This is a genomic window from Nonomuraea sp. NPDC005650, from assembly GCF_040605375.1.
In the GTDB taxonomy this organism is placed as follows: Bacteria; Actinomycetota; Actinomycetes; order Streptosporangiales; family Streptosporangiaceae; genus Nonomuraea.
On sequence record NZ_JBEXCR010000001.1, the window covers coordinates 504,827 to 525,443 of the forward strand.

General features: G+C 72.7%; 20 protein-coding genes and 1 riboswitch. All 20 genes read right to left on the bottom strand.

Going from position 1 to position 20,617, the window contains the following annotated elements; genetic code table 11:
- Positions 1-12: 12 nt before the first annotated feature.
- The 20 genes from ribH to pyrF all read right to left on the bottom strand — a co-directional run bounded on the left by ribH (position 13) and on the right by pyrF (position 20,573).
- Entirely contained in the window at positions 13-480 is a 468-nt protein-coding gene (ribH, locus tag ABZS69_RS02285) for a 6,7-dimethyl-8-ribityllumazine synthase (RefSeq protein ID WP_355365019.1), read from the bottom strand.
- Positions 477-1,694: a bifunctional 3,4-dihydroxy-2-butanone-4-phosphate synthase/GTP cyclohydrolase II gene (locus ABZS69_RS02290; RefSeq protein ID WP_355365022.1), complete on the bottom strand. Its 1,218-nt coding sequence runs from the start codon at positions 1,692-1,694 to the stop codon at positions 477-479. Before ABZS69_RS02290 ends, ribH begins: the two co-directional genes overlap by 4 nt.
- Positions 1,691-2,350, bottom strand: coding sequence for a nicotinamide mononucleotide transporter family protein (locus tag ABZS69_RS02295; RefSeq protein WP_355365025.1), 660 nt, complete (start codon positions 2,348-2,350; stop codon positions 1,691-1,693). Before ABZS69_RS02295 ends, ABZS69_RS02290 begins: the two co-directional genes overlap by 4 nt.
- Complete coding sequence (locus tag ABZS69_RS02300; RefSeq protein ID WP_355365028.1) at positions 2,347-2,937, bottom strand: riboflavin synthase; 591 nt, start codon at positions 2,935-2,937, stop codon at positions 2,347-2,349. The genes ABZS69_RS02295 and ABZS69_RS02300 overlap by 4 nt, the downstream gene beginning before the upstream one ends.
- Positions 2,937-4,055: a bifunctional diaminohydroxyphosphoribosylaminopyrimidine deaminase/5-amino-6-(5-phosphoribosylamino)uracil reductase RibD gene (gene ribD, locus ABZS69_RS02305; RefSeq protein ID WP_355365031.1), complete on the bottom strand. Its 1,119-nt coding sequence runs from the start codon at positions 4,053-4,055 to the stop codon at positions 2,937-2,939. The genes ABZS69_RS02300 and ribD overlap by 1 nt, the downstream gene beginning before the upstream one ends.
- Positions 4,056-4,164: 109 nt before the next feature.
- A riboswitch (FMN riboswitch) is annotated at positions 4,165-4,295 on the bottom strand.
- 75 nt (positions 4,296-4,370) lie between these two features.
- Positions 4,371-5,180, bottom strand: coding sequence for an oxygenase MpaB family protein (locus ABZS69_RS02310; protein ID WP_355365034.1), 810 nt, complete (start codon positions 5,178-5,180; stop codon positions 4,371-4,373).
- Between the two features lie 30 nt (positions 5,181-5,210).
- Positions 5,211-5,873, bottom strand: coding sequence for a ribulose-phosphate 3-epimerase (gene rpe / locus ABZS69_RS02315; protein WP_355365037.1), 663 nt, complete (start codon positions 5,871-5,873; stop codon positions 5,211-5,213).
- Between the two features lie 56 nt (positions 5,874-5,929).
- Positions 5,930-7,414 carry a transcription antitermination factor NusB gene (locus tag ABZS69_RS02320; RefSeq protein ID WP_355365039.1) on the bottom strand — a complete coding sequence of 495 codons (1,485 nt, stop codon included), beginning with the start codon at positions 7,412-7,414 and terminating at the stop codon, positions 5,930-5,932.
- Between the two features lie 42 nt (positions 7,415-7,456).
- Positions 7,457-8,383 (bottom strand): methionyl-tRNA formyltransferase, encoded by a 927-nt coding sequence (gene fmt, locus ABZS69_RS02325; RefSeq protein ID WP_355365042.1) that lies wholly within the window; start codon positions 8,381-8,383, stop codon positions 7,457-7,459.
- A 4-nt stretch (positions 8,384-8,387) separates the two neighbouring features.
- Positions 8,388-8,936, bottom strand: coding sequence for a peptide deformylase (gene def / locus ABZS69_RS02330; RefSeq protein ID WP_355365045.1), 549 nt, complete (start codon positions 8,934-8,936; stop codon positions 8,388-8,390).
- A gap of 27 nt (positions 8,937-8,963) precedes the next feature.
- Positions 8,964-10,298 carry a hypothetical protein gene (locus ABZS69_RS02335; protein WP_355365048.1) on the bottom strand — a complete coding sequence of 445 codons (1,335 nt, stop codon included), beginning with the start codon at positions 10,296-10,298 and terminating at the stop codon, positions 8,964-8,966.
- A 37-nt stretch (positions 10,299-10,335) separates the two neighbouring features.
- Positions 10,336-11,769 (bottom strand): hypothetical protein, encoded by a 1,434-nt coding sequence (locus ABZS69_RS02340; RefSeq protein WP_355365051.1) that lies wholly within the window; start codon positions 11,767-11,769, stop codon positions 10,336-10,338.
- Positions 11,770-11,818: 49 nt separating this feature from the next.
- Positions 11,819-13,960, bottom strand: coding sequence for a primosomal protein N' (locus ABZS69_RS02345; protein ID WP_355365054.1), 2,142 nt, complete (start codon positions 13,958-13,960; stop codon positions 11,819-11,821).
- Between the two features lie 388 nt (positions 13,961-14,348).
- Positions 14,349-15,536 carry a methionine adenosyltransferase gene (gene metK / locus ABZS69_RS02350; protein ID WP_355365057.1) on the bottom strand — a complete coding sequence of 396 codons (1,188 nt, stop codon included), beginning with the start codon at positions 15,534-15,536 and terminating at the stop codon, positions 14,349-14,351.
- Between the two features lie 128 nt (positions 15,537-15,664).
- Positions 15,665-16,138, bottom strand: coding sequence for a hypothetical protein (locus ABZS69_RS02355; protein WP_355365060.1), 474 nt, complete (start codon positions 16,136-16,138; stop codon positions 15,665-15,667).
- Positions 16,139-16,182: 44 nt separating this feature from the next.
- Complete coding sequence (coaBC, locus tag ABZS69_RS02360; protein ID WP_355365063.1) at positions 16,183-17,571, bottom strand: bifunctional phosphopantothenoylcysteine decarboxylase/phosphopantothenate--cysteine ligase CoaBC; 1,389 nt, start codon at positions 17,569-17,571, stop codon at positions 16,183-16,185.
- A gap of 8 nt (positions 17,572-17,579) precedes the next feature.
- Positions 17,580-17,849 (bottom strand): DNA-directed RNA polymerase subunit omega, encoded by a 270-nt coding sequence (gene rpoZ, locus ABZS69_RS02365; protein WP_043638590.1) that lies wholly within the window; start codon positions 17,847-17,849, stop codon positions 17,580-17,582.
- 5 nt (positions 17,850-17,854) lie between these two features.
- Positions 17,855-18,448, bottom strand: coding sequence for a guanylate kinase (gene gmk / locus ABZS69_RS02370; protein ID WP_355365066.1), 594 nt, complete (start codon positions 18,446-18,448; stop codon positions 17,855-17,857).
- A gap of 116 nt (positions 18,449-18,564) precedes the next feature.
- Positions 18,565-18,888, bottom strand: coding sequence for an integration host factor, actinobacterial type (mihF, locus tag ABZS69_RS02375; RefSeq protein WP_020541698.1), 324 nt, complete (start codon positions 18,886-18,888; stop codon positions 18,565-18,567).
- Positions 18,889-19,877: 989 nt separating this feature from the next.
- Positions 19,878-20,573: an orotidine-5'-phosphate decarboxylase gene (pyrF, locus tag ABZS69_RS02380; protein WP_355365323.1), complete on the bottom strand. Its 696-nt coding sequence runs from the start codon at positions 20,571-20,573 to the stop codon at positions 19,878-19,880.
- Positions 20,574-20,617 lie beyond the last annotated feature (44 nt).

Here is a 20,617-nt window from a genome sequence, read left to right on the forward strand (position 1 = left end):
ACCTACCGCAGGCTAATGGAGGTCCCGCAGGAGGAGGGCGGTCTCCAGCGCGGCGATGGCCGACTCGTACCCCTTGTCCTCCTTGCTGCCCGGCAGGCCCGAGCGGTCGAGGGCCTGGTCCATGCTCTCGCAGGTGAGGACGCCGTTGCCGACGGGCGTCTCCTCATCCAGCGAGATCCGGGTCAGGCCCGCGGTCACCGAGTCGCAGACGTAGTCGAAATGGGCGGTCTCGCCCTTGATGACCGCGCCCAGCGCCACCACGGCGTCGCAGCGGCGGGCCAGCGCCTGGGCGACCACCGGGATCTCCAGCGAGCCCGGCACCCGCACCACGGTCGCCGTGGCGCCGCTGTCGTCGCAGGCCTGCAGGGCCCGCGCCACGAGCTGATCGGTGATCTTGGCGTGCCAGCTGGCCGCCACCACCCCCACGCTCAGCCCCGAGGCGTCGGGCGCCGCCACATCCGGCCTTCCCTGTCCGCTCATGATGCCTCCGAGATGTGATGGCCGAGGCGGTCGCGCTTGGCCGTGAGGTAACGCTCGTTGTGCGGGTTCATGGCCACGGGCAGGGGCTCGCGGCCGAGGACCTTGATGCCGTACCCGTCCATGCCCTTGAGCTTGGCCGGGTTGTTGGTGAGCAGCCGCACCGACCTGACGCCCAGGTCGGCCAGGATCTGCCCCGCGTTGGAGAACTCCCGCGCGTCCACCGGCAGCCCCAGCTCCACGTTCGCGTCGACGGTGTCGCTGCCGTTGTCCTGCAGGTTGTACGCCTTGAGCTTGGCCAGCAGGCCGATGCCCCGGCCCTCGTGGCCGCGCAGGTAGACGACCACGCCGCGGCCCTCCTCGGCGATGGCCGCCATGGCGTTGCCGAGCTGCACGCCGCAGTCGCAGCGCAGCGAGCCGAACACATCGCCGGTCAGGCACTCGGAGTGGGCCCTGACCAGGATGTTCTCGCCGTCGGACAGGTCGCCGAAGACGAGGGCGACGTGCTCGCCACCGTCGAGCGCGCTGGCGTAGCCGTAGACCCGCCACATCCCGTACGCGTTCGGCAGCCGCGTCTCGGCCACCCGCGTGACCATGCTCTCGGCCCGGCGGCGATAGTCGACGAGATCCTCGATGGAGACCAGCGCCAGGTCGTGCTCGTCGGCGAAGCGGCGCAGCTCGGGCAGCCTGGCCATGGTGCCGTCGTCGTTGACCACCTCGGCCAGCGCGCCCGCGGGCGACAGCCCGGCGAGCCTGGCCAGGTCCACGGCCGCCTCGGTGTGGCCGCGCCTGGCCAGCACGCCGCCCTCGTGGTAGCGCAGCGGGAAGACGTGCCCGGGGCGCACCAGCTCGTTGGGCTCGGTCGCGGAGTCGGCGAGCGTGCGGATGGTCTGCGCCCGGTCGGCCGCGGAGATGCCCGTGGTGACGCCGTCGCGGGCGTCCACGGTGATCGTGTACGCCGTGCGCATGCGCTCCTTGTTGTGCACGACCATCAGGGGCAGCCCGAGCCGGTCGAGCTCCTTGCCCTCCATGGCCACGCAGATCATCCCGCTGGTGTGCCTGATCGTGAACGTGCACAGGTCGGGCGTGGCCTTGGCCGCGGCGAAGATGAGGTCGCCCTCGTTCTCCCTGCTCTCGTCGTCGACCACGACGACGGGCCGGCCGTTGCGGATGTCGTCGACGGCCCGCTCGATGGGGTCCAGCTTGATGCCGCTCACGGCGCCACCGCCACGCCGACCTCGGCCGTCCGGTATTCACGCAACCACTTCACGAACCCGATCACCACCAGCACGAAGAAGATCCCATAAACCCACCCGGAGACCACCAGCCCCGAGCTGAACGCCAGCGGCACGCCGACCAGGTCGACGGCCACCCACACGATCCAGAAGTCCACCAGCGCCCGGCCCTGCGCCCAGGTCGCCATCGCGCTGCCGACGAAGATGTAGGCGTCGGCGGCCACCAGGAAGGCGCCCTGCGGCAGCGGCACGTGCGCGCCCCACGACAGGCCGGTGACGAAGAACAGCAGCCCGACCAGGGCCGTGCCCAGCAGCATGCCGCCGATCAGCAGCGACCGCTCCCACCACGCGGCGGGGCGGACGCGCAACTGCTTGCCGTCCTGCGTGCCGCGCCGCCACGCCCACCAGCCGTAGACCGCCAAGGCCGCGAACAGGGCCTGCTTGAGCGCGTTACCGGTGATGTGCGCGTTGATCGAGGCGACGAACAACAGCACCGAGCCGGCGAACTGCACCGGCCAGGTCCACATCGACTTGCGCATGGCGAGCAGGACCGTCGACAGGGCGGCGATGTTGCCGATCAGGTCGGTCCAGAGCACATGAGTGCCGAATACGTCGAATCCGGCGTCGGCCCAGTTCACTTCCTGACCACCAGCCTTTCCACATACTTCGCGATCACGTCGACCTCGATGTTCACGGTGTCGCCCACCTGGCGCTCGCCCATGGTCGTGAGCTTGAGCGTGGTGGGGATGAGGCTCACACCGAAGCTGTCGTCGTCAACCGTGGTGACCGTCAGGCTGATTCCGTCGATCGCGATCGAGCCCTTCTCCGCCACGTACGGGCTCAGCGCCTCGGGGAGCGAGAACCGCACGTCGTCCCAGCTCTCGCCGGGCTGCCTGGACAGCAGCACGGCGGTGCCGTCCACGTGGCCCTGCACGATGTGGCCGCCGAGGCGCTGGTCGGCGCGTACGGCGCGTTCCAGGTTCACGGGGGAGCCCTGGACGAGCCCGCCGAGGGAGCTGCGGTCGAGCGACTCCCTCATCACGTCCACGGTGAACACGTCGTCCCCGACCTCCACGACGGTGAGGCACACGCCGTTGACCGCGATCGAGTCGCCGTGCTTGGCGTCGGAGGTGACGACCGGGCCGCGCACCGACAGCACGGCCCCGCCGCCCGCCTGGTCGATGGCCACCACTTCGCCCTTTTCCTCAATGATTCCGGTGAACATCACTGCTCCCTGCCTGGTTGGGTGGCGGGCCGGGCGATCAGCCGTACATCCGGCCCGATGAGGGAAATCTCGTCAAAAGTCAGGCGGTGGATCTCGCCGATCGTCCCCACCCCGGCCGCGCCGAGCGCGGCCCGCCCGGAGCCGAGCAACGCGGGGGCCACGTACGCGACCACGCGGTCCACCAGGCCCCGCCGCAGGAACTCACCGGCCAGCGTGGGGCCGCCCTCCAGGAACACGCTGACGACGTCACGCGCGGCCAGCTCCTTGAGGAGCGCTTCGAGGTCGAGGCCCCGGCCGTCGCTGGGGAGGCGGAGGAGGTCGGCCTTGAGCTCGGTGTCGGTGTCCTCGGCGATGGCGACGAGCGTGGGGGCGCTGTCGTCGAGCACCCGAGCGCCCTGCGGCGTCCTGGCCCGCGCATCCACCACAACCCGCAACGGCTTCCGCCCACCCGCACCCGCGCCGGCGGGACCCGCCGGCGGCGTCGGGCGGGCCGTGAGGTGGGGGTCGTCGGCGAGGACGGTGCCGATGCCCGCGACGATCGCGTCCGCGGCGGCCCGCAGCCGGTGCACGTCGGCCCTGGCCTCGGGCGAGGTGATCCACTGGCTGGTCCCGTCCTCGGCCGCCGACCGCCCGTCGAGCGTGGCCGCGAACTTCCAGGTCACGTGCGACCGCTCGAGCCGTGCGTACGTCAGCCACTCCTCGTTGACCCGCTCCGCCTCGGCGGCCAGCACCCCGGAGGTCACCGAGACCCCGTGCGCCCGCAGCCGCGCCGCGCCCCCGGCCGCCTTGGGGTTGGGGTCCGGCACCGCGATCACCACCCGCGCGACCCCCGCCGCCAGCAGCGCCTGGCTGCACGGCCCCGTCCGGCCCGTGTGGTCGCAGGGCTCGAGCGTCACGTACGCGGTGCCGCCACGCGCCCGCTCCCCCACCTGTGCCAGCGCCACGACCTCGGCGTGCGGCCCGCCCGCGTACGCGTGGAAGCCCTCGCCCACGACCTGACCGCCGGCGTCGAGCACGACGCAGCCCACGACGGGGTTGGGGCTGGTGGTGCCGTGTCCGCGCCCGGCCAGTTCGACGGCGCGGGCCATGTGCGCGGCGTCCTGCGCGGGTATCTCCACCGGGGGTCTCCTACTCGCCAGTAGCTTCAAGCCACGGCGGGCCCCGGGGGATTTCGGCCCTGACGCCGCTGTGCATCAGGGCAGGCGCCCGGCTGGGACACCGGACACCTCGCGCGCTTCCTCCCATCCGGACTTTAACCGTCGGTCCCGGAATTTCACCGGGTCAACCGGCCGATGGCATCGGCCGGGTCGCGGACTATAACCGCCGGTTCGGAATTTCACCGACCCCGGAGCACGCTAGCTCTCGTTCGCTACCAGTGTGCCATGCCCGAATTGCCGTACGCGACCGCCCCGGCATATTTGACCAAGCGCTAGTTAGGCGGCCATGAGGCGGCGCGCCCGCCGGGCGGCCGGGCTGTAGAGGACGTCCCCCGGGACCAGCCCGATCCCGGTGTGCAGGGTGCGCAGGGTCGCCGTGGCCCACAGGTCGCCGACCGGCGTGGCCGGCAGCCCGTACAGCCGTCTCGCCCAGCGCGGCAGCGTGGCGAACGACAGCAGCGTCAAAGCGGGCAGCGCGGGCTTGAGCGGGGTGAGCATGCGCGGGAGCGGGGCGTTCAGCGACAGGCGGAGCGGATGGGCCGCCTCTGGGACGAACCGCAGCCCCGGCCGCTCGGCCTCGATGTAGTCGCGCAGCTCGGCCACCGACCCCGGGACGTCCTCCGCCTTCAGCCCCACCACCTCGGCCGCCCGCCGCCACTCCGCGACGAACGCGTCGGCCTCGGCGTCCGTCAGCCGCACCCCGGCGCGCCGGGCGACCGACAGGTAGGAGTCGACCTCGCCGACGTGGACCCAGCGCAGGGCGTCGGGCTCGTCCAGGCGGAAGGTGACGCCGGTGTCGGGGTCGTAGGCGGTCAGGTGGGCGTGGATCTTGCGGACGCGCCGCCCCGCCCGTTCGACCTCGGCGTCGGACCCGTACGTGCGCACGCGCACGAACTCGGTGGTCCGCACGAACCTCGACCAGGCCTCATGGGGGTCCATGAGCGCGGAGTTCTGCAACACCCCGCGCATCGCCCGCGGATGCAGACCCTGCATCAGCAGCGCCCGGATGCCGCCCACCAGCAGGATCGGCTCGCCCATCACCCGCCACGTCACCGATCGGGGCCCGAAGATCCCATGGTCGCCCATAAGTGAATAATTACCCGGGCGATGCGTGATTTATGCGCTTCTGAACGCGGCAGCCGCCCGGAGCGCGTCGACCGCGGCCCTCGGGTCGGAGGCCCCGTAGACGGCGCTGCCCGCCACGAACACGTCGGCGCCCGCGTCCGCGCACCGCTCGATCGTGCCCGCGTCGACTCCCCCGTCGACCTGCAGCCAGACGCGCCCGCCGTGCCGCTCGATCAGCTGCCGCGCCCGCCGGATCTTGGGCAGCACCCCGTCGAGGAACTTCTGCCCGCCGAAGCCCGGCTCCACCGTCATCAGCAGGAGCATGTCGACCTCGGCCAGCAGGTCTTCGTACGGCTCGACGGGCGTGGCCGGGTTGAGCGCGAGGCCGGCCCTGGCGCCGAGCGAGCGGATCTCGCGCAGCGTCCTGATCGGGCCCTTGGCCGCCTCGGCGTGGATGGTCACGCTGCCCGCCCCCGCCTCCGCGTACTGCGGCGCCCAGCGGTCGGGGTCGTCGATCATGAGGTGGCAGTCGAGCGGCGTCGGGGTCGCCTTACGCAACGCCTCGACCACGGGAAGCCCCAGGGTGAGGTTGGGCACGAAGTGGTAGTCCATGACGTCGACGTGCAGCCAGTCGGCATTGGGCACGGCGGCGGCCTCGTCGGCGAGCCTGGCGAAGTCGGCGGCGAGGATGCTGGGCGAGATCTGTACGGCCATGATTGCCCAAGTCTATTGAACGGCCCGCGCCCGGCCCACCCGGCCCGGCGAACCGCTCACGCGCGGGGGCGCTTGCGGAGCAGGGCCAGGAACATGGCGTCGGTGCCGTGCCGGTGCGGCCAGAACTGGACGTGCGGACCGTCGCCCAGGCTGTCGACCTCGGGCAGGTAGGCGCGGGCGTCGAGCTGCTCGACGTCGTCCCGGCGCGCCAGGACGTCCCCGACCACGACCCGGGTCTCGGCCAGGTGCGGCGAGCACGTGACGTAGGCGACGACGCCGCCGGGGCGCACGGCGTCGAGCGCGGTGCCGAGCAGCCGCCGCTGCAGCTTGCCCAGGTCCGCGATCCCCTGCGGGTCCCGGCGCCAGCGCGCCTCGGGCCGCCGCCGCAACGCGCCCAGCCCGGTGCAGGGGGCGTCGACCATCACGCGGTCGAACACCCCGGGCCGCCACGCGGGCTCGGTGCCGTCCGCCGTGAGCACGGCCGCGTCCCTGGTGGTCTGCCAGACCAGCCGCGCCCGATGCTGCTGCAGGTCGGCCGCCACCAGCCGCGCGCCCCCGGGGAAGGCCGCCGGAGCGGCGCCGGGGGCCTGGCCGTGGGCGCGCTCCCTGGCCTCCCGGCTCAGCCCCTCGAGGTCGCCGTGGGTGGCGATGGCGTCGAGCAGGCCCGCCTTGCCGCCGGGGCCCGCGCACATGTCGAGCCACACCTCGTCCCCGTCGCCCTCCAGGGGAACGCGGGTCAGGGCGAGCGCCACCAGCTGGCTGGCCTCGTCCTGGACGGCGGCGCGCGTCTCGGCCACGGCCTCGATCTGGCCGGGGTCGCCCTCGCGCAGGTAGGCGGCGTACGGCGAGTAGCGGGCGGGCAGGGCGCCCGTGGCCTCCAGCTCCTCCACCGAGCTGCGCCCCGGCCGCGCCACCAGCGTCACCAGGGGGCGGGCGTTGTCGGCCTCGAGCAGGTCGGGCATCTCGTCGGGCCCGCCGAGCGCGTCGCGGAAGGCGGAGACGATCCAGCGGGGATGGCCGTAGGCGACCGCGAGGTGGCCGACGGGGTCGTCGGCCGGGTCGGGCGCGACGATGGGCAGCCATTCCTCCAGCGTCCTGGAGCCGATCTTGCGGAGCACCGCGTTGGCGAACTTGGCCGCCCCCTGGCCGATGCGCAGGCGTACGAGGTCGACGGTGGTGCCGACGGCCGCGTGCGGCGGGACGCGCATGCGCAGGAGCTGGTGCGCGCCCAGCCGCAGCGCGTCGCGCACGTCGGGGTCGGGCGCGCGGTCGCTGCACATCTCGATGACGGCGTCGTAGGTGCCGAGCCCGCGCAGCGTCCCGTAGGCCAGCTCGGTCGCCAGCGCGGCGTCGCGGCCCTTGATGCCGCGGTCGCGAAGCAGCCGCGGCAGGAGCAGGTTGGCGTACGCGTCGCGCTCGTCGACCGCGCGCACGACGTCGAAGGCCGCGTTGCGGGCATGGTCGCGCGCCGGTCTCGGCGGCCTGCGCGTACGGCTCCCGCCGCCCCCGCCGCCGGCGCCCTGGTCCCCCCTCGTCCTCATCCCCTCAGACTTCCCTCACGCCTCGTGCACCGGTCGATCGAATCACTTGAAGACCTCGTCACCCTCGGGGCGAACGCCGCGAGCCCACTCCACGGCCCCCATCGCCCGCTTGCCCTGCGGCTGCACCTCACCCAGCTCCACCGCGTCGGTGGCCGTGCCGACCAGCACCCTCGCCTTCGAGGCGGCGATCTCGCCCGCGGGCAGCCGCTCGCCGGGGACGACACGCACGGGCCCCAGCTTCACCCGCTGCCCCCGGAACTCGCTCCACGCCCCGGGCGCCGGGGTGCAGGCCCGGATCTGGCGGTCGATGCGCATGGCGGGCCCGGCCCAGTCGACCCGGGCGTCCGTCACCGTGATCTTGGGGGCGAGGCTCACCCCCTCGGCGGGCTGCGGCCGGGCCTCCAGGGTGCCGTCCTCGACGCCGTCGAGGGTGGCGGCCAGCAGCCCCGCCCCCGACACCGACAGGCGCTCCAGCAGCGACCCGCTCGTGTCGCCCGGGTGGATCGCCTCGGTCACCACGCCGTAGACGGGCCCGGCGTCCAGCTCCTTGACGATCTGGAACGTCGAGGCCCCGCCGATCTCGTCGCCGTGCAGGATCGAGTGCTGCACGGGCGCGGCCCCGCGCCAGGCGGGCAGGATCGAGAAGTGCAGGTTGATCCACCCTTGCCGGGGGATGTCCAGCGCCGACTGCGGCAGCAGCGCCCCGTACGCCACCACCGGGCAGCAGTCGGGCTCCAGGGCCCGCAGCCGGTCGAGGAACTCCGGGTCGCCGGCCCTGGCCGGGCGGAGCACCTCGATGCCCGCCTCCTCCGCGAGCTCGGCCACCGGCGAGGGGTGGACCTTGCGCCCGCGGCCGGACTGGGCGTCGGGACGGGTGACGACCGCGACGACCTCGTGGCGCGGCGAGTCGATCAGGGTCCGCAGCGACGGCAGCGCCGTATCCGGCGTGCCCGCGAAGACGAGACGCATGATCTCAGAGCGCCCTTCCGCCGGTGGCGTGCGGCGAGACCTTGATCACAGGGGCGGACAGGCCGCTCCACTCGGCCTCGCGCACGGCCTTCATGGCCAGCTTGCGCTGCTTGGGGTCCATGCGGTCGATGAACAGGATGCCGTCGAGGTGGTCGGTCTCGTGCTGGAAGCAGCGGGCCATCAGGTCGGTGCCCTCCAGCGTGACGGGCTCGCCGTGCAGGTCGAAGCCCTTGGCCACGGCCCGGAGGGAGCGCGGCGTCGGGTAGGACAGGCCGGGGAAGGACAGGCAGCCCTCCTCGCCCTCCTCGTCCAGGTCTGAGGACAGGTCGAGGTCGGGGTTGATCAGATGGCCGAGCTGCTCGTCCACGTAGTAGGTGAACACCCGCAGCCCGACCCCGATCTGCGGGGCCGCCAGGCCGGCGCCCGGGGCGTCCATCATCGTGTCGGTGAGGTCTTTGACCAGCTTGCGGAGCTCCTTGTCGAAGTCGACGACCGGGGCCGCCGGGGTGCGCAGCACCGGGTCTCCGAACAGCCGGATCGACTGGATCGCCAAGGGGTCACTCCGTTTCTCGTCTGTGGATCACCCCAGTTTAGTGCTCTCCAGGGACCGCGCCTTCATCGCCGCTTTACGCGCCGCCTTGACCACGGCCTGGTCGTCGTGGGCGGCGGCGAGCATGTCGAGCACGGCGATCGTGTCGGGGTGATCGACCGCGGGCATCTCGCCGACCAGCTTGATCAGGTCTTCCCCCGGCTCGGGCGTGTCGAGCCGGCCCGCGGCCGGGCCCGACAGGTGCATGAGGGCGGCCAGGGAGTCGACCGCGATCCAGGTGTGGTCCCCTGGGCTGAGCGTGGGGGCTTCCAGGTCGCGGATGTGCAGCCAGGAGGCGGCGTAGCGGCGCATGAGCGGGTGGTCGAGCGCCCGCCTGACGGGCCCCTCGGCCTCCGGGCCGAGCTCCTCGAGGATGGCCCCGACCGCGCCGCGCTGCCCCGCCGTGCCGGACGCGGCGATCTCGATCAGGTCGCGGGCCGCGGACTCGGGTGCGCGGCGCTCCAGCCACCCGGCGACGGCGCTCTGCGTCGCCGAACCCTTGACCAGCGCCTCCACCAGCTCGGACGCCGACAGGTCGGCGAACACCTCCACCTCGGCCGTCGTCGGCGCGTCGTGGCCCTCGCGCAGCAGGTCGCGCCGGATGGCCCAGACGCCCAGCGGGGCGAGCGCCGTGCGGCCGGCCGCGGTCTGCTCCACGAGCCCGCAGTACGCCAGCAGCGAAAGCGCCTCCAGCAACTCGGCGGGCAGCGCGGCGGCGAGCCGGCGCATCTCGACGGGGCCGGGGGCGCAGGCGACCTCGTGGGACTGGAGGATGCCCCTGGCGAGGTTGGCGGTGGCCACGCCGGAGCGCACGGAGTAGATCGTGGCGAGCATCTCGGCCAGGTGCCCGTCGACCACGGCCGAGCCGGTCAGGCCCTCGTCGGCGCGGTCGAGCACGTCCATGACCACGCCGTCCCAGAACTCCAGCGTGGCCTCCACCGTGAGCTGCATCGACAGCGGGCCCCGCGAGGCGCGGCCGCCGAGGATCCGGAGCAGCCCGGTGTTGACGGCGACGATCCAGATCAGCCGCAGCCGGGCGGCGGGCAGGCCGAGCTCCCGGGCGGCGGCCTCGGCGTCCGCCGCGGTCAGGTGCCCCTCCGGGGCGACCTCGCGATCGCCCGTCCACGTGGTGAGCCTGATGGCGTCGGCGACGAGCGGCACCACGGGCACCGCCGCGGCCAGCTCGGCGTCGGGCGCGGGCAGGACCGGCGGGAACGTCAGCGCTTCGTGCTCCACGGGAGTCTCCTCAGGAGGCCGTGGGGGCACGGCGGCCTGCTCATCGATCAGCTTGCGCAGCTCGGCGAGGTCGAAGACGTTGTTTGCCACCCACGAAACTTACTGCACAGGAGTCACATGGGCGTACTCAACGGATGGCGCGGGACCGGGCTTTGAAGGCGGCCTTGCGTGCCGCCTTCGCGACCGTGCCGTCGGGGATGGAGCGTCCGAGCAGCTCCAGGACCTCGACGACGTCGGGGTGGTCGACCCGCCACATCTCCTCGATCATATGGGCGGGCGGGCCCGAAGCGGCCATGTTCTCGGCGAAGATCTCGGGATCCTCCTCGGCCGCGGGCATCGCGAGCGCCAGCATGTCGACGCTGACCCAGAGCAGCTCCTCCTGGGTGAGCTGCGGCGCGGGCAGCCCCCTGGCGGCCAGCCAGTGGATGGCGTGCGGGCGCAGCTCCTGGTCGCCGAGGTGGTCGCGGACGTGGGGCTCGGCCTCGGCGCCCAGCCGGTCGACGATGGTGACCGCGATGCCGCGGGCCACGGCGGGCGCGCCGGAGGCGGCGGCCAGCAGCTCCGCGGCGGCCTCGCCGGGCGCCCTGCCGCTCAGCCAGCGGCTGATGTCCTGCTCGGCGAGCTCGGTGGGCAGACCGTCGAGCAGCCCTTCGATGAGCCCGAGCGCGTCGGCCTCGGCCAGGTCGGGGGCCTCGGGCGCGTCGAGGCCGAGCGAGAGGTAGTGCTCGCGCAGCCCCCAGACGGCCAGCGAGGTGAGCTCCGCGGTGTCGTCCGTGACCTGGACCATGCCGCACCAGGACAGGCGGTCGAGCACGGCGCCCAGGTCGGCCTCGCCCTCCTCGGCCATCTCGTCGAGGTAGTCGCCGATCACGGTGACGGGCACCCGCACCTGGAGCCGGTAGAGCATGTCGAACAGGTCGTAGTATCCGTCCTCCGCCTCGGCCAGGTGGGCGACCCGCCCGGCCCAGCCCGCCAGCGGATCGCCGGTGTCGGGCAGCGGGTCCTCGGCCAGCATCGGCACGCCCTCCAGCGCCGCGACGAGGTCCTCCCGCGCGGCCAGCCGGGCGGCCGGCAGCGGCGTGCACCCGGGGCAGTCGCAGGGCGCCTCGCCCAGGTCGGGCGCCTCGCCTGAGGGGATGGCGACCGCCTGCTCGAGCGACTCGGGGCCGATGGAGCTGAACAGGCTCTTGGCCATGCCGAAGTTCGCGGGGTCGGCGAGGGCCTCGGGCATGCGCGGCGCGATCTCGTCGAGCCTGTCGCGCATGAGCGCCGCCGTCGGCTCTGGCACCGCGCCCGCCTCGCTGAGGTAGTCGACGAACGTGCGCGCGGCGGCGACGGTCTCCGGAGCGCTCTCCGGCGGGGCGATGACCTTGCGCGGGTAGATGGACAGCAGCAACTCGTCGAAGGTCTCCGGGGTGAAGTCACCCGGTTCGTTGACGTTGAGGTAGTCGCTGGCGTAGTCGCAGAGCAGGCGGACCTCGTCCGCGTCCACCTCGACTTCCCGCGCGTGGCCCCAAGCGCGCAGGTCGTCGATGGCCTGGTTCACCCATTCGATCGACACATGGGCACGCTAACGGCTGGCTTCCAGATGAGCGAATCGGGGAAACGGTCTAAATCAGGTCGAGTGGGTCGACACTCACCTTCACGACATCCGGCGTCTTACGCGCCGCACGCACCCCACTGGCCCCTTTGAGCGCGGCCGCCAGGGCCGCCCCGCCGGACCTCCGTACCCTGATCATGGCGCGTTCCTGGCCGGACTCGTCCACGGGGACGGGGCCGAGCACCTCGGCGTCGGACGGGAGGCGTACCTCCTCGAGCATCTGCCTGACCGCGCTCGCCGCGCCCGTCAGCGTGGCCATCCGCACCGCCGGCGGGAAGCCCAGCTCGGCGCGGTCGCCCAGCTCGCGCTCGGCGTGGGTGACGGGGTCCCACCGCAGCAGGGCCTGTACGGCGGGCAGCGCGGCGTCGCCGAGCACCACCAGCTCGGCGACGGGGCGGAGCAGGGCGGCGGCGTTCATCCACCTGCGCACGGCCTCCTCGCCGGCCCGCAGGTCGGCCCGGCCCAGGAGCGCCCAGCCGTCGAGCAGCACGGCCGCCGCGTAGCCCCCCTCCGCCACGGGCTCGGCGCCCGGCGTGGCGACGACCAGCGCGCGGGCGGCGGGGATCGTGGCCAGCACGCCGTCGCGGCCCGACGTGCGCACCTGCACGGACGGGAAGGCCCTGCCGAGCTCCTCCGCCGTGCGCCTGGCGCCGGTGACGACGGCGCGCAGCCTCGGGCTGCCGCAGGACGAGCAGCGCCAGTCGGCGTCCACCCGGCCGCACCAGCGGCAGTAGGGGGCCGCGTGACCGCCCCGGAGGGCGAGCGGCCCGTGGCACAGATGGCCGGGCCCGGCCGCCGCCCCCGGAATCGTCATGGCCGCGCCGGTGTGCGGGTCCGGCGGCAGCGCCACCCTCCGGGTGGGCGGCAGGACGCAGCGGGCGGGAGTGCGGCAGTGCAGGCAGGCCAGGGCGGGCAGGTAACCGCGTCTGGGCACCTGGACCAGCACGGGCCCGTTCTCCAGGCCGTGGCGCAGGGCCCGCCAGGCGAGGCTGGGCAGCCTGGCCAGGCGGGCCGCCTGGTCCTTGGCCAGCTCGGCGTCCTCGCCCGCGGGGCGGACCCGGGGGGCCAGGGCCCTGATCGTGGTGCGGGCCGCCGCGATCGGCCTGGCCCAGCCGGAGGCGACGAGCTGGGTGGCCTCGGCGGTGCGCGCGTATCCCCCGATGAGCATCGCGGCGCCGGTGCGGTGGGCGCGCAGGCCGAGGACCTCGCGGGCGTGCGGATACGGGGCCAGGCGCTCGGCGTGGAGGTCGTCGCCGTCGTCCCAGATGGCCACCAGGCCGAGATCGGCGACGGGGGCGAACATCGCGGCCCGGGTGCCGACCACGGCCCGCACCTGGCCTCTCAGCACCTTCAGCCAACGGCGGTAGCGCTCGGCCGGGCCGAGGTCGGCGGTGAGCGCCACGTGCCTGCCCGGCCCCAGCACCCGGCCGAACTCGCCGTCGGCCAGCGCCACGTCCTTCCCGTCGGGCACCACGACGACCGCTCCCCTGCCGCCGTCCAGCGTCGCCCGCACCGCCTCGGCGGTCGCCCCCGCCCATCCCCTGGCGCCCGGCAGGGCGGACCACACGGCCCGGGGCGCGCGCCCGTCGCGCAGCGCGTCGAGGAAGGAGGGGCCGGTCGGGTACGCGTTCCATGCGCTTTCGGTCTGGGACGGCTCCGCGGGCGGCAGGTCCTGCTTGGCGGGCTCCTCGGACGGCGGGTCCTGTTTGGCGGGCTCCGCGGACTCGGCCTTGGCGTGGCGCGGCGGGACGGCCAGGCGCAGCACGTCGGTCAGGGTGCCCGCGTACCGGTCGGCGACCGCCCTGGCCAGCCCGGCGATCTCGGGGGTGAGGACGCGCTCGGGGGAGACCACGCGTTCGAGCGGCATGAGCCTGCCGTCGTGGTCGCTCTCGTCCGCCCGCTCCAGCAGGAACCCGTCGACCAGCTTGCCCGCGAACCGCACCCGCACCCGCACGCCCGGCTCGGCCGTCTCGTGCATGGAGTCGGGCACCAGGTAGTCGAAGGGGCGGTCGAGGTGCGGCAGCGGGCTGTCCACCACGACCCTCGCCACGGGGCGCTCGGGAGCGGGCGAAGGGGCCCCTTTGGTGTCCTTCGACGACGCTGGGGGCCGCACGGCGTCGAGCGGCAGCAGGGCGTCGTCGGAGTCGGTCACGCTTAACGTCTACCAGACCGTTCCCCGTGACCGAGTGAGAGCGGAGCTGTTGCCGGAACGACGCGTCCCGGGCACGCGGAAAGCCCGCGTTCGCCCAGGTGGACGGGTGTCCGCGGTCGTGATCTCCAGCCGTCCGGAACTCCGGTGGCCGGGCGGGCGGGTCGTCGTCGAGCCCACCGTACGACGCCACGCCTCAATGGCCGGACGGCGGCCGGACTCGATGACCGGGCGGCGGGCGGACCGGCCGATCCTAAGCTCACCGGCTCCGGACGCGCCTCCCGGCACGCCCAGAGGCGCCGCACACCGAGGCGGCGCCCCTTGAGCTCAGACGGCGGCGTGGATCAGGCCGACGTGGATCAGGCCCGACATGGATCAGACCCGGCGTGGATCAGAGGCCGGCGGCGGTCCGCAGCGCCTCGGCGCGGTCCGTGGACTCCCAGGAGAAGCCCTCGCGGCCGAAGTGACCGTAGGCGGCGGTCTCCGAGTAGATCGGGCGCAGCAGGTCGAGGTCGCGGATGATGGCGGCCGGGCGCAGGTCGAAGACCTGGAGGACGGCGTCCTGGATCTTCTCCACCGGCAGCTTCTCGGTGCCGAAGCACTCCACGAACAGACCCACCGGCTGCGCCTTGCCGATCGCGTACGCGACCTGGACCTCGCACCGGTCGGCCAGCCCTGCGGCCACGACGTTCTTGGCGACCCAGCGCATCGCGTACGCGGCCGAGCGGTCGACCTTGGACGGGTCCTTGCCGGAGAAGGCGCCGCCACCGTGGCGGGCCATGCCGCCGTAGGTGTCGATGATGATCTTGCGGCCGGTCAGGCCGGCGTCGCCCATGGGGCCGCCGATCTCGAAGCGGCCGGTCGGGTTGACCAGCAGGCGGTAGCCCTCGGTGTCGATGTCGAGGCCGGCCAGCACGGGGTCGACCACGTGCTCCTTGATGTCCGGCGTCAGCATCTCGCGCAGGTCGATCTCCGCCGCGTGCTGCGTGGAGACCACCACGGTGTCGAGGCGGACGGGCGTGTCGCCGTCGTACTCGATCGTCACCTGCGTCTTGCCGTCGGGACGGAGGTAGGGCACCGTGCCGCTCTTGCGCACCTCCGACAGCCGCTGCGCCAGCCGGTGGGCGAGGGTGATCGGCAGCGGCATCAGCTCGGGGGTCTCGCGGCAGGCGAAGCCGAACATGAGCCCCTGGTCGCCCGCGCCCTGACGGTCCAGCTCGTCCTCGGCCTGGTCGACCCGGCTCTCGTAGGCGTCGTTGACGCCCTGCGCGATGTCGGGGGACTGGGCGCCGATGGACACCGAAACACCACAGGAAGCGCCGTCGAAGCCCTTGTGGGAGGCGTCGTAGCCGATCTCGAGGATCTTCTCCCTGATGAGGGCCGGGATGTCGACGTAGGTCTCGGTGGTGACCTCGCCTGCGACATGGACCTGGCCGGTAGTGATCAGCGTCTCGACGGCGACCCGGCTCTTGGGGTCGTCCTTGAGCATGGCGTCGAGAATCGCGTCACTGATCTGGTCAGCGATCTTGTCCGGGTGGCCCTCGGTGACCGACTCGGAGGTGAACAGGCGACGTGACAACTCAGTGGCTCCTCATGCAGCGGCTGCTGACGGATTTAAGGCCCGGGACGCGTGGGCATGCCTGGGCCTCGCCGAAGTCTAGCCCCACCCGGAGCCAGGGTGCGAAACCATCCGTCATGCGGCTCGGCTCACAGCTCGGGCAAGGGGTCGGGCGGCAGCGTCTCCGGCGCGAAGATCTCCGCGTCGGCGGCAGCCACCACCGCGGCGTACTCCTCATCGAACTCGAACACCATCGAGTCCAGCTCGATCACCGGTCCAGGCAGAATCGGGCCGAGCCTGGTGTAGCGCGGGAACTCCGCGAACACCGCGACCGGCCGATCGCTCCGGAGCGTCCTGGTGGCCAGCACCGATATAGAGGAAGCGGTGACGACGATCAGGAAATTCCCCGTTCCCGTCGGTCCCACGGACACTGCGGGGAAGACATAGCGGATCTCCCCCTGGTCGCCGAGCAATGTTCTACAACGGTCTCTGACAGCAGACCCCACCGGCATTCCATCCCCCTTTGCCCCAAGTATCCGCAGGCGTATAGGGATGTCGCAATAGGTGATCGGGTAATCGGTCTTGCACGATTTGAACGGTCCAATACCCGAGGTGAGACCCATGTCCTCAGGGTGCTGATCGCGCCGAAACGCAGTGCGGCCGCGCACTAGGCGAGGCGGGCCGCCACGAGGTCCCACACGACGTCGGCCAGGGCCTCCTTGGGCCCGAACGGCACCTCGACCGGGTCGCCGCCCGCCACGAGCACGGTGGCCGCGTTGTCGGGCGTGCCGAACGCCAGCCCCTCCCCCACCTGGTTGACGACCAGCAGGTCGCACCCCTTGCGGGCGAGCTTGGCCTGTCCGTTGGCGAGCACGTCGTGCGTCTCGGCCGCGAACCCGACGATCACCTCCGGGTACGCCCGGCGCGGCACGACGTCACCCTGCCGCGGCCCGGCGACCCGGCCGACCGGCGGCGCCGAAGCGCCCTCGCCGCCCGATGACGGGACCGCGCTCCCACCGCCCGACGTCGGGGCCGCGTTCTCACCGCTCGCGCTCGCGGCGACCGGGAGGGGCTGCGCCTCGTGAGTCTCGGTGGTGGGGGCTTCGTGGATGAGCCGGGCCTCGCGGCGGAGGGTGCCGAGCTCGGCGAGGATGTCGGGGTTCTTGGCCAGGAAGATCGGCTCCGGCTCGCCGTCCGTCTTCTTGATCTTCGCCTCGTGCCGCGCGGCGGGCCGGAAGTCGGCCACCGCGGCGGCCATGACCACCACGTCGGCGTCGGCCGCGGCGGCGAGCACCGCCTCACGGAGCTCCGTCGCGGACTCCACCCGTACGACCTTCGCCCCGGCGGGGTCGGGCAGCGTGACGTTCGCCGCCACCAGCGTCACCTCGGCCCCCCTGGCGACCGCCGTGCGGGCCAGCGCGTAGCCCTGCCGCCCCGACGAGCGGTTGCCGAGGTAGCGGACCGGGTCGATGGCCTCCCGGGTGCCCCCGGCGGAGACGACAACCTTGCGCCCGGCCAGGTCGCGGGGCCGGCCGCGCAGCACGCGCAGGCAGACCTCGAAGATCTCCGCGGGGTCGGGCAGGCGCCCCGGGCCGGTGTCGGCGCCGGTGAGGCGGCCGACGGCGGGGTCGATCACGACGGCGCCCCGCTCGCGCAACGTCGAGACGTTGGCGCGGGTGGCGGGGTGCTGCCACATCTCGGTGTGCATCGCGGGCGCGAACACGACCGGGCAGGTGGCCGTCAGCAGCGTGTTGGTGAGCAGGTCGCCGGCCAGCCCGTGGGCCGCCCTGGCGAGCACGTCGGCGGTCGCGGGCGCCACCACGACGAGGTCGGCCCGCTTGCCGATCCGTACGTGGGGCACCTCGTGGACGTCGTCCCACACCTCGGCCGACACGGGATTGCCGGACAGGGCGGCCCAGGTGGGCGCGCCCACGAACTTCAGCGCCTCGCGGGTCGGCACGACCCGCACCTCGTGCCCCGACTCGGTGAACAGGCGCAGCAGCTCGCAAGCCTTGTACGCGGCGATGCCGCCGCTGACGCCCAGGACGACCTTCATCGAAGGCGTCAGACCGCGCCTTCGATGGGCTCGGCGTTGAGCAGGCCCTCGGAGACCTCGCGCAGCGCGATGGACAGCGGCTTCTCCTGCGCGTGCGTCTCGACCAGCGGGCCGACGTACTCCAGCAGGCCCTCGCCGAGCTGGGAGTAGTAGGCGTTGATCTGGCGAGCGCGCTTGGCGCCCATGATCACCAGGGAGTATTTGCTGTCGACGATGTCGAGCAGCGCGTCGATCGGCGGGTTGGTGATGCCCTCCGCGGCCGGGGTGGTGCCTGCCACGATTGTCAGACCTCTCGGTTGATGGTTGTCGTGACCCCCTGAGGGTCAGTCATCAAGGCTATCAGCCGGCGGCACACATCTTGGACGCTCGTGTTCACGAGTGTCAGATCGAACTCCTGCTCGGCGGCCATCTCGACCCGCCCCGCCTCCAGGCGGCGCGTGATGACGTCCTCGGGCTCGGTGCCGCGGCCGCGCAGCCGCTTCTCCAGCTCTTCCCAGGTGGGCGGGGCCAGGAACACCAGCAGGGCCTCCGGCATGCTCCTGCGCACCTGCCTGGCGCCTTCGAGGTCGATCTCGAGCAGGGTGGGCACACCGTCGGCGAGCTTCTTCAGCACCGGCTCGCGCGGCGTGCCGTAGCGGTTTCCCGCGAACTCCGCCCATTCGAGCAGCTCCCCGGCCGTCACCAGCCGGTCGAACTCCTCGCCGTCGGCGAAGTAGTAGTGGACCCCGTTCACCTCACCGGGACGGGGCCTCCTGGTGGTCACCGAGACCGACAGCCACACCTCGGGGTGTGCCCGCCGGAGCTCGGCGACGACCGTGGACTTGCCGACGCCCGACGGCCCAGAAAGGACCGTCAGCCGCCGTTCGCTCAAGGGCAAGAATCCGACCTCCGCTCCGGGTCCGAATGCCTCATAGGCACTGACTTCTCCGGACCAGGACCCGTCGGTCACTTTCCTACCCCCCGTTGAACCTGCGCTTTCTTGTGGAACAGAGATTAGCTCTCGTTGCCACCGAACTCGCGCTCGAGGGAGGCCCTCTGGTTCGCGCCGAGACCCCGCACGCGGCGGGACTCGGCGATGGCAAGCCGCTCCATGAGCTGCTTGGCGCGGACCTTGCCGACGCCGGGGAGCGATTCCAACAGAGCCGACACCTTCATCTTGCCGATGACGTCGTCGGTCTGCCCATCCTTGAGCACCTCAGCCAGAGAAACCGCGCCATGCTTGAGCCGGTTCTTGACCTCGGCACGCTCTTTACGGGCCTTGGCAGCCTTCTCCAGGGCTGCGGCGCGCTGCTCAGGGGTCAGTGGAGGAAGAGCCACGCCGGGTCACCTCGAATTTCTGTCGATGTACTCGGACGGGAAGGGAAACTAGCTGGTCATCGCCCCCTAAGCAACGTCAAGCGCTGTTTCTCTCCTCACAAAATCCACTTCATCACTCTGCGTGATTGTAAAATCACATTGTGCTGATCAAATCGCCCTCACTTCCCGGTTCGCGCGTCGGGCCGCGACGGTGTCGCGAAACGCAACGATGATCGCATTCCAGCCACCCGCCGATGTCCGTAATGCTGCCCAGACCAGGGCCGAAACCCTTTCCGAAGATCGCGTGCGCAGGCCCCCACGGATGCATTACGATCTTGCAAGGCACCCCTGACGCACCATGATCAGCAATCCGCCGCCCACCCCTCCGGACGGCACCCCCGCGCCACGGGAACCTGCCACCGATCCGAGCCCGCGGATCACACCCCCGGACGCCCACCCACCGCGCCCGGAAACCCGGCCCCACCCGAACGACCGGACCTCCGACCGCTCGGGCCACGACCACCCCACGGGCACCACAAGCCTCACGCCCAACCTTGGCCACACCATGGGCCCACACCACGACACCGGCACCGGCACACCGCCGGCCGCGACGCCGAGTCGGCCGCCGCACGGAGCGGGCCGCGTCGCTTGGTCAGCCGCGCCGTAGGGTCGACCGCCGCACAGGGGCTGTGGCAGTGCGGCCGAGGGGCGGGCACGTGCGGGCTGAGGTCCGGGCGCGATGGGCCGGCGATTGGCCACGGAGCCGGTCAAGAATGCGCGTCGTCACGGCGACCAGCCCGTGAGCCTTCACGACCGGCCATGACGGACGGCAACGGGCGCCGGCGCGTGCGGCCCACCGTGCGCAGCCGTAAAGAATGAACGGCCTGAACGGCACGCGACCCACCGTGCGCAGCCATAAGCCGCCCACCGTGCGCGGCCATAAAGGGTGCGGGGTGAACGGCACCCGCACCGCCGTGCGTAGTCGTAGAGGTAGGGCTGTCAGAGGGGGGTCATGACGCGCGGCGGAGAGATGCGGCGATGGCGGCCGCGGCGGCGCCGGGGTCGGGCGAGGCGGTGATGGGCCGGCCGATGACCAGGAGGTCGGCGCCGTCGGCGAGGGCTTGTTCGGGCGTGGCGACCCGCGCCTGGTCCTGCGTGTCGGCCCCCGTGGGCCGCACGCCCGGCGTGATGAGCGTGATCCCCTCCCCCACCTCCGCCCGCACCGCGGACACCTCGTTGGGCGAGCACACCAGCCCCGTGGCCCCCGACTCCACCGACAGGGCCGCCAGGCGGCGTACGGCGTCGTCGGCGGGCCCCACGAGCCCGATGCGCGCCAGGTCGGCCTCCGACAGCGAGGTCAGGATCGTCACCGCGGCGATCCTGGTCTGCGGGTCCGCGGCCTCGACGGCGGCGCGGATCATGGCGGGACCCCCGGCGGCGTGAACGGTGAGGATGGCCGGGCGCAGGCGGGAGACGGCGCGGGAGGCGCCGGCGACGGTGTTCGGGATGTCGTGGAGCTTGAGGTCGAGGAACACCTGGACGCCGCTCGCGCCCCGCACCGAGGCGATCACGTCGGGGCCGTAGCGGAGATAGAGCTCCAGGCCCACCTTGACCGTGCTGACGTGCGGCGTCACCAGGGCCGCCCACTGGGCGGCGGTCTCCAGATCGGGGGCGTCGAGGGCGACGGCGATGGGCGCGGGCGTCAACAGGGGCGCGGGAGTCAAGACGTGCTCTCCTCGTTGGGACGGAC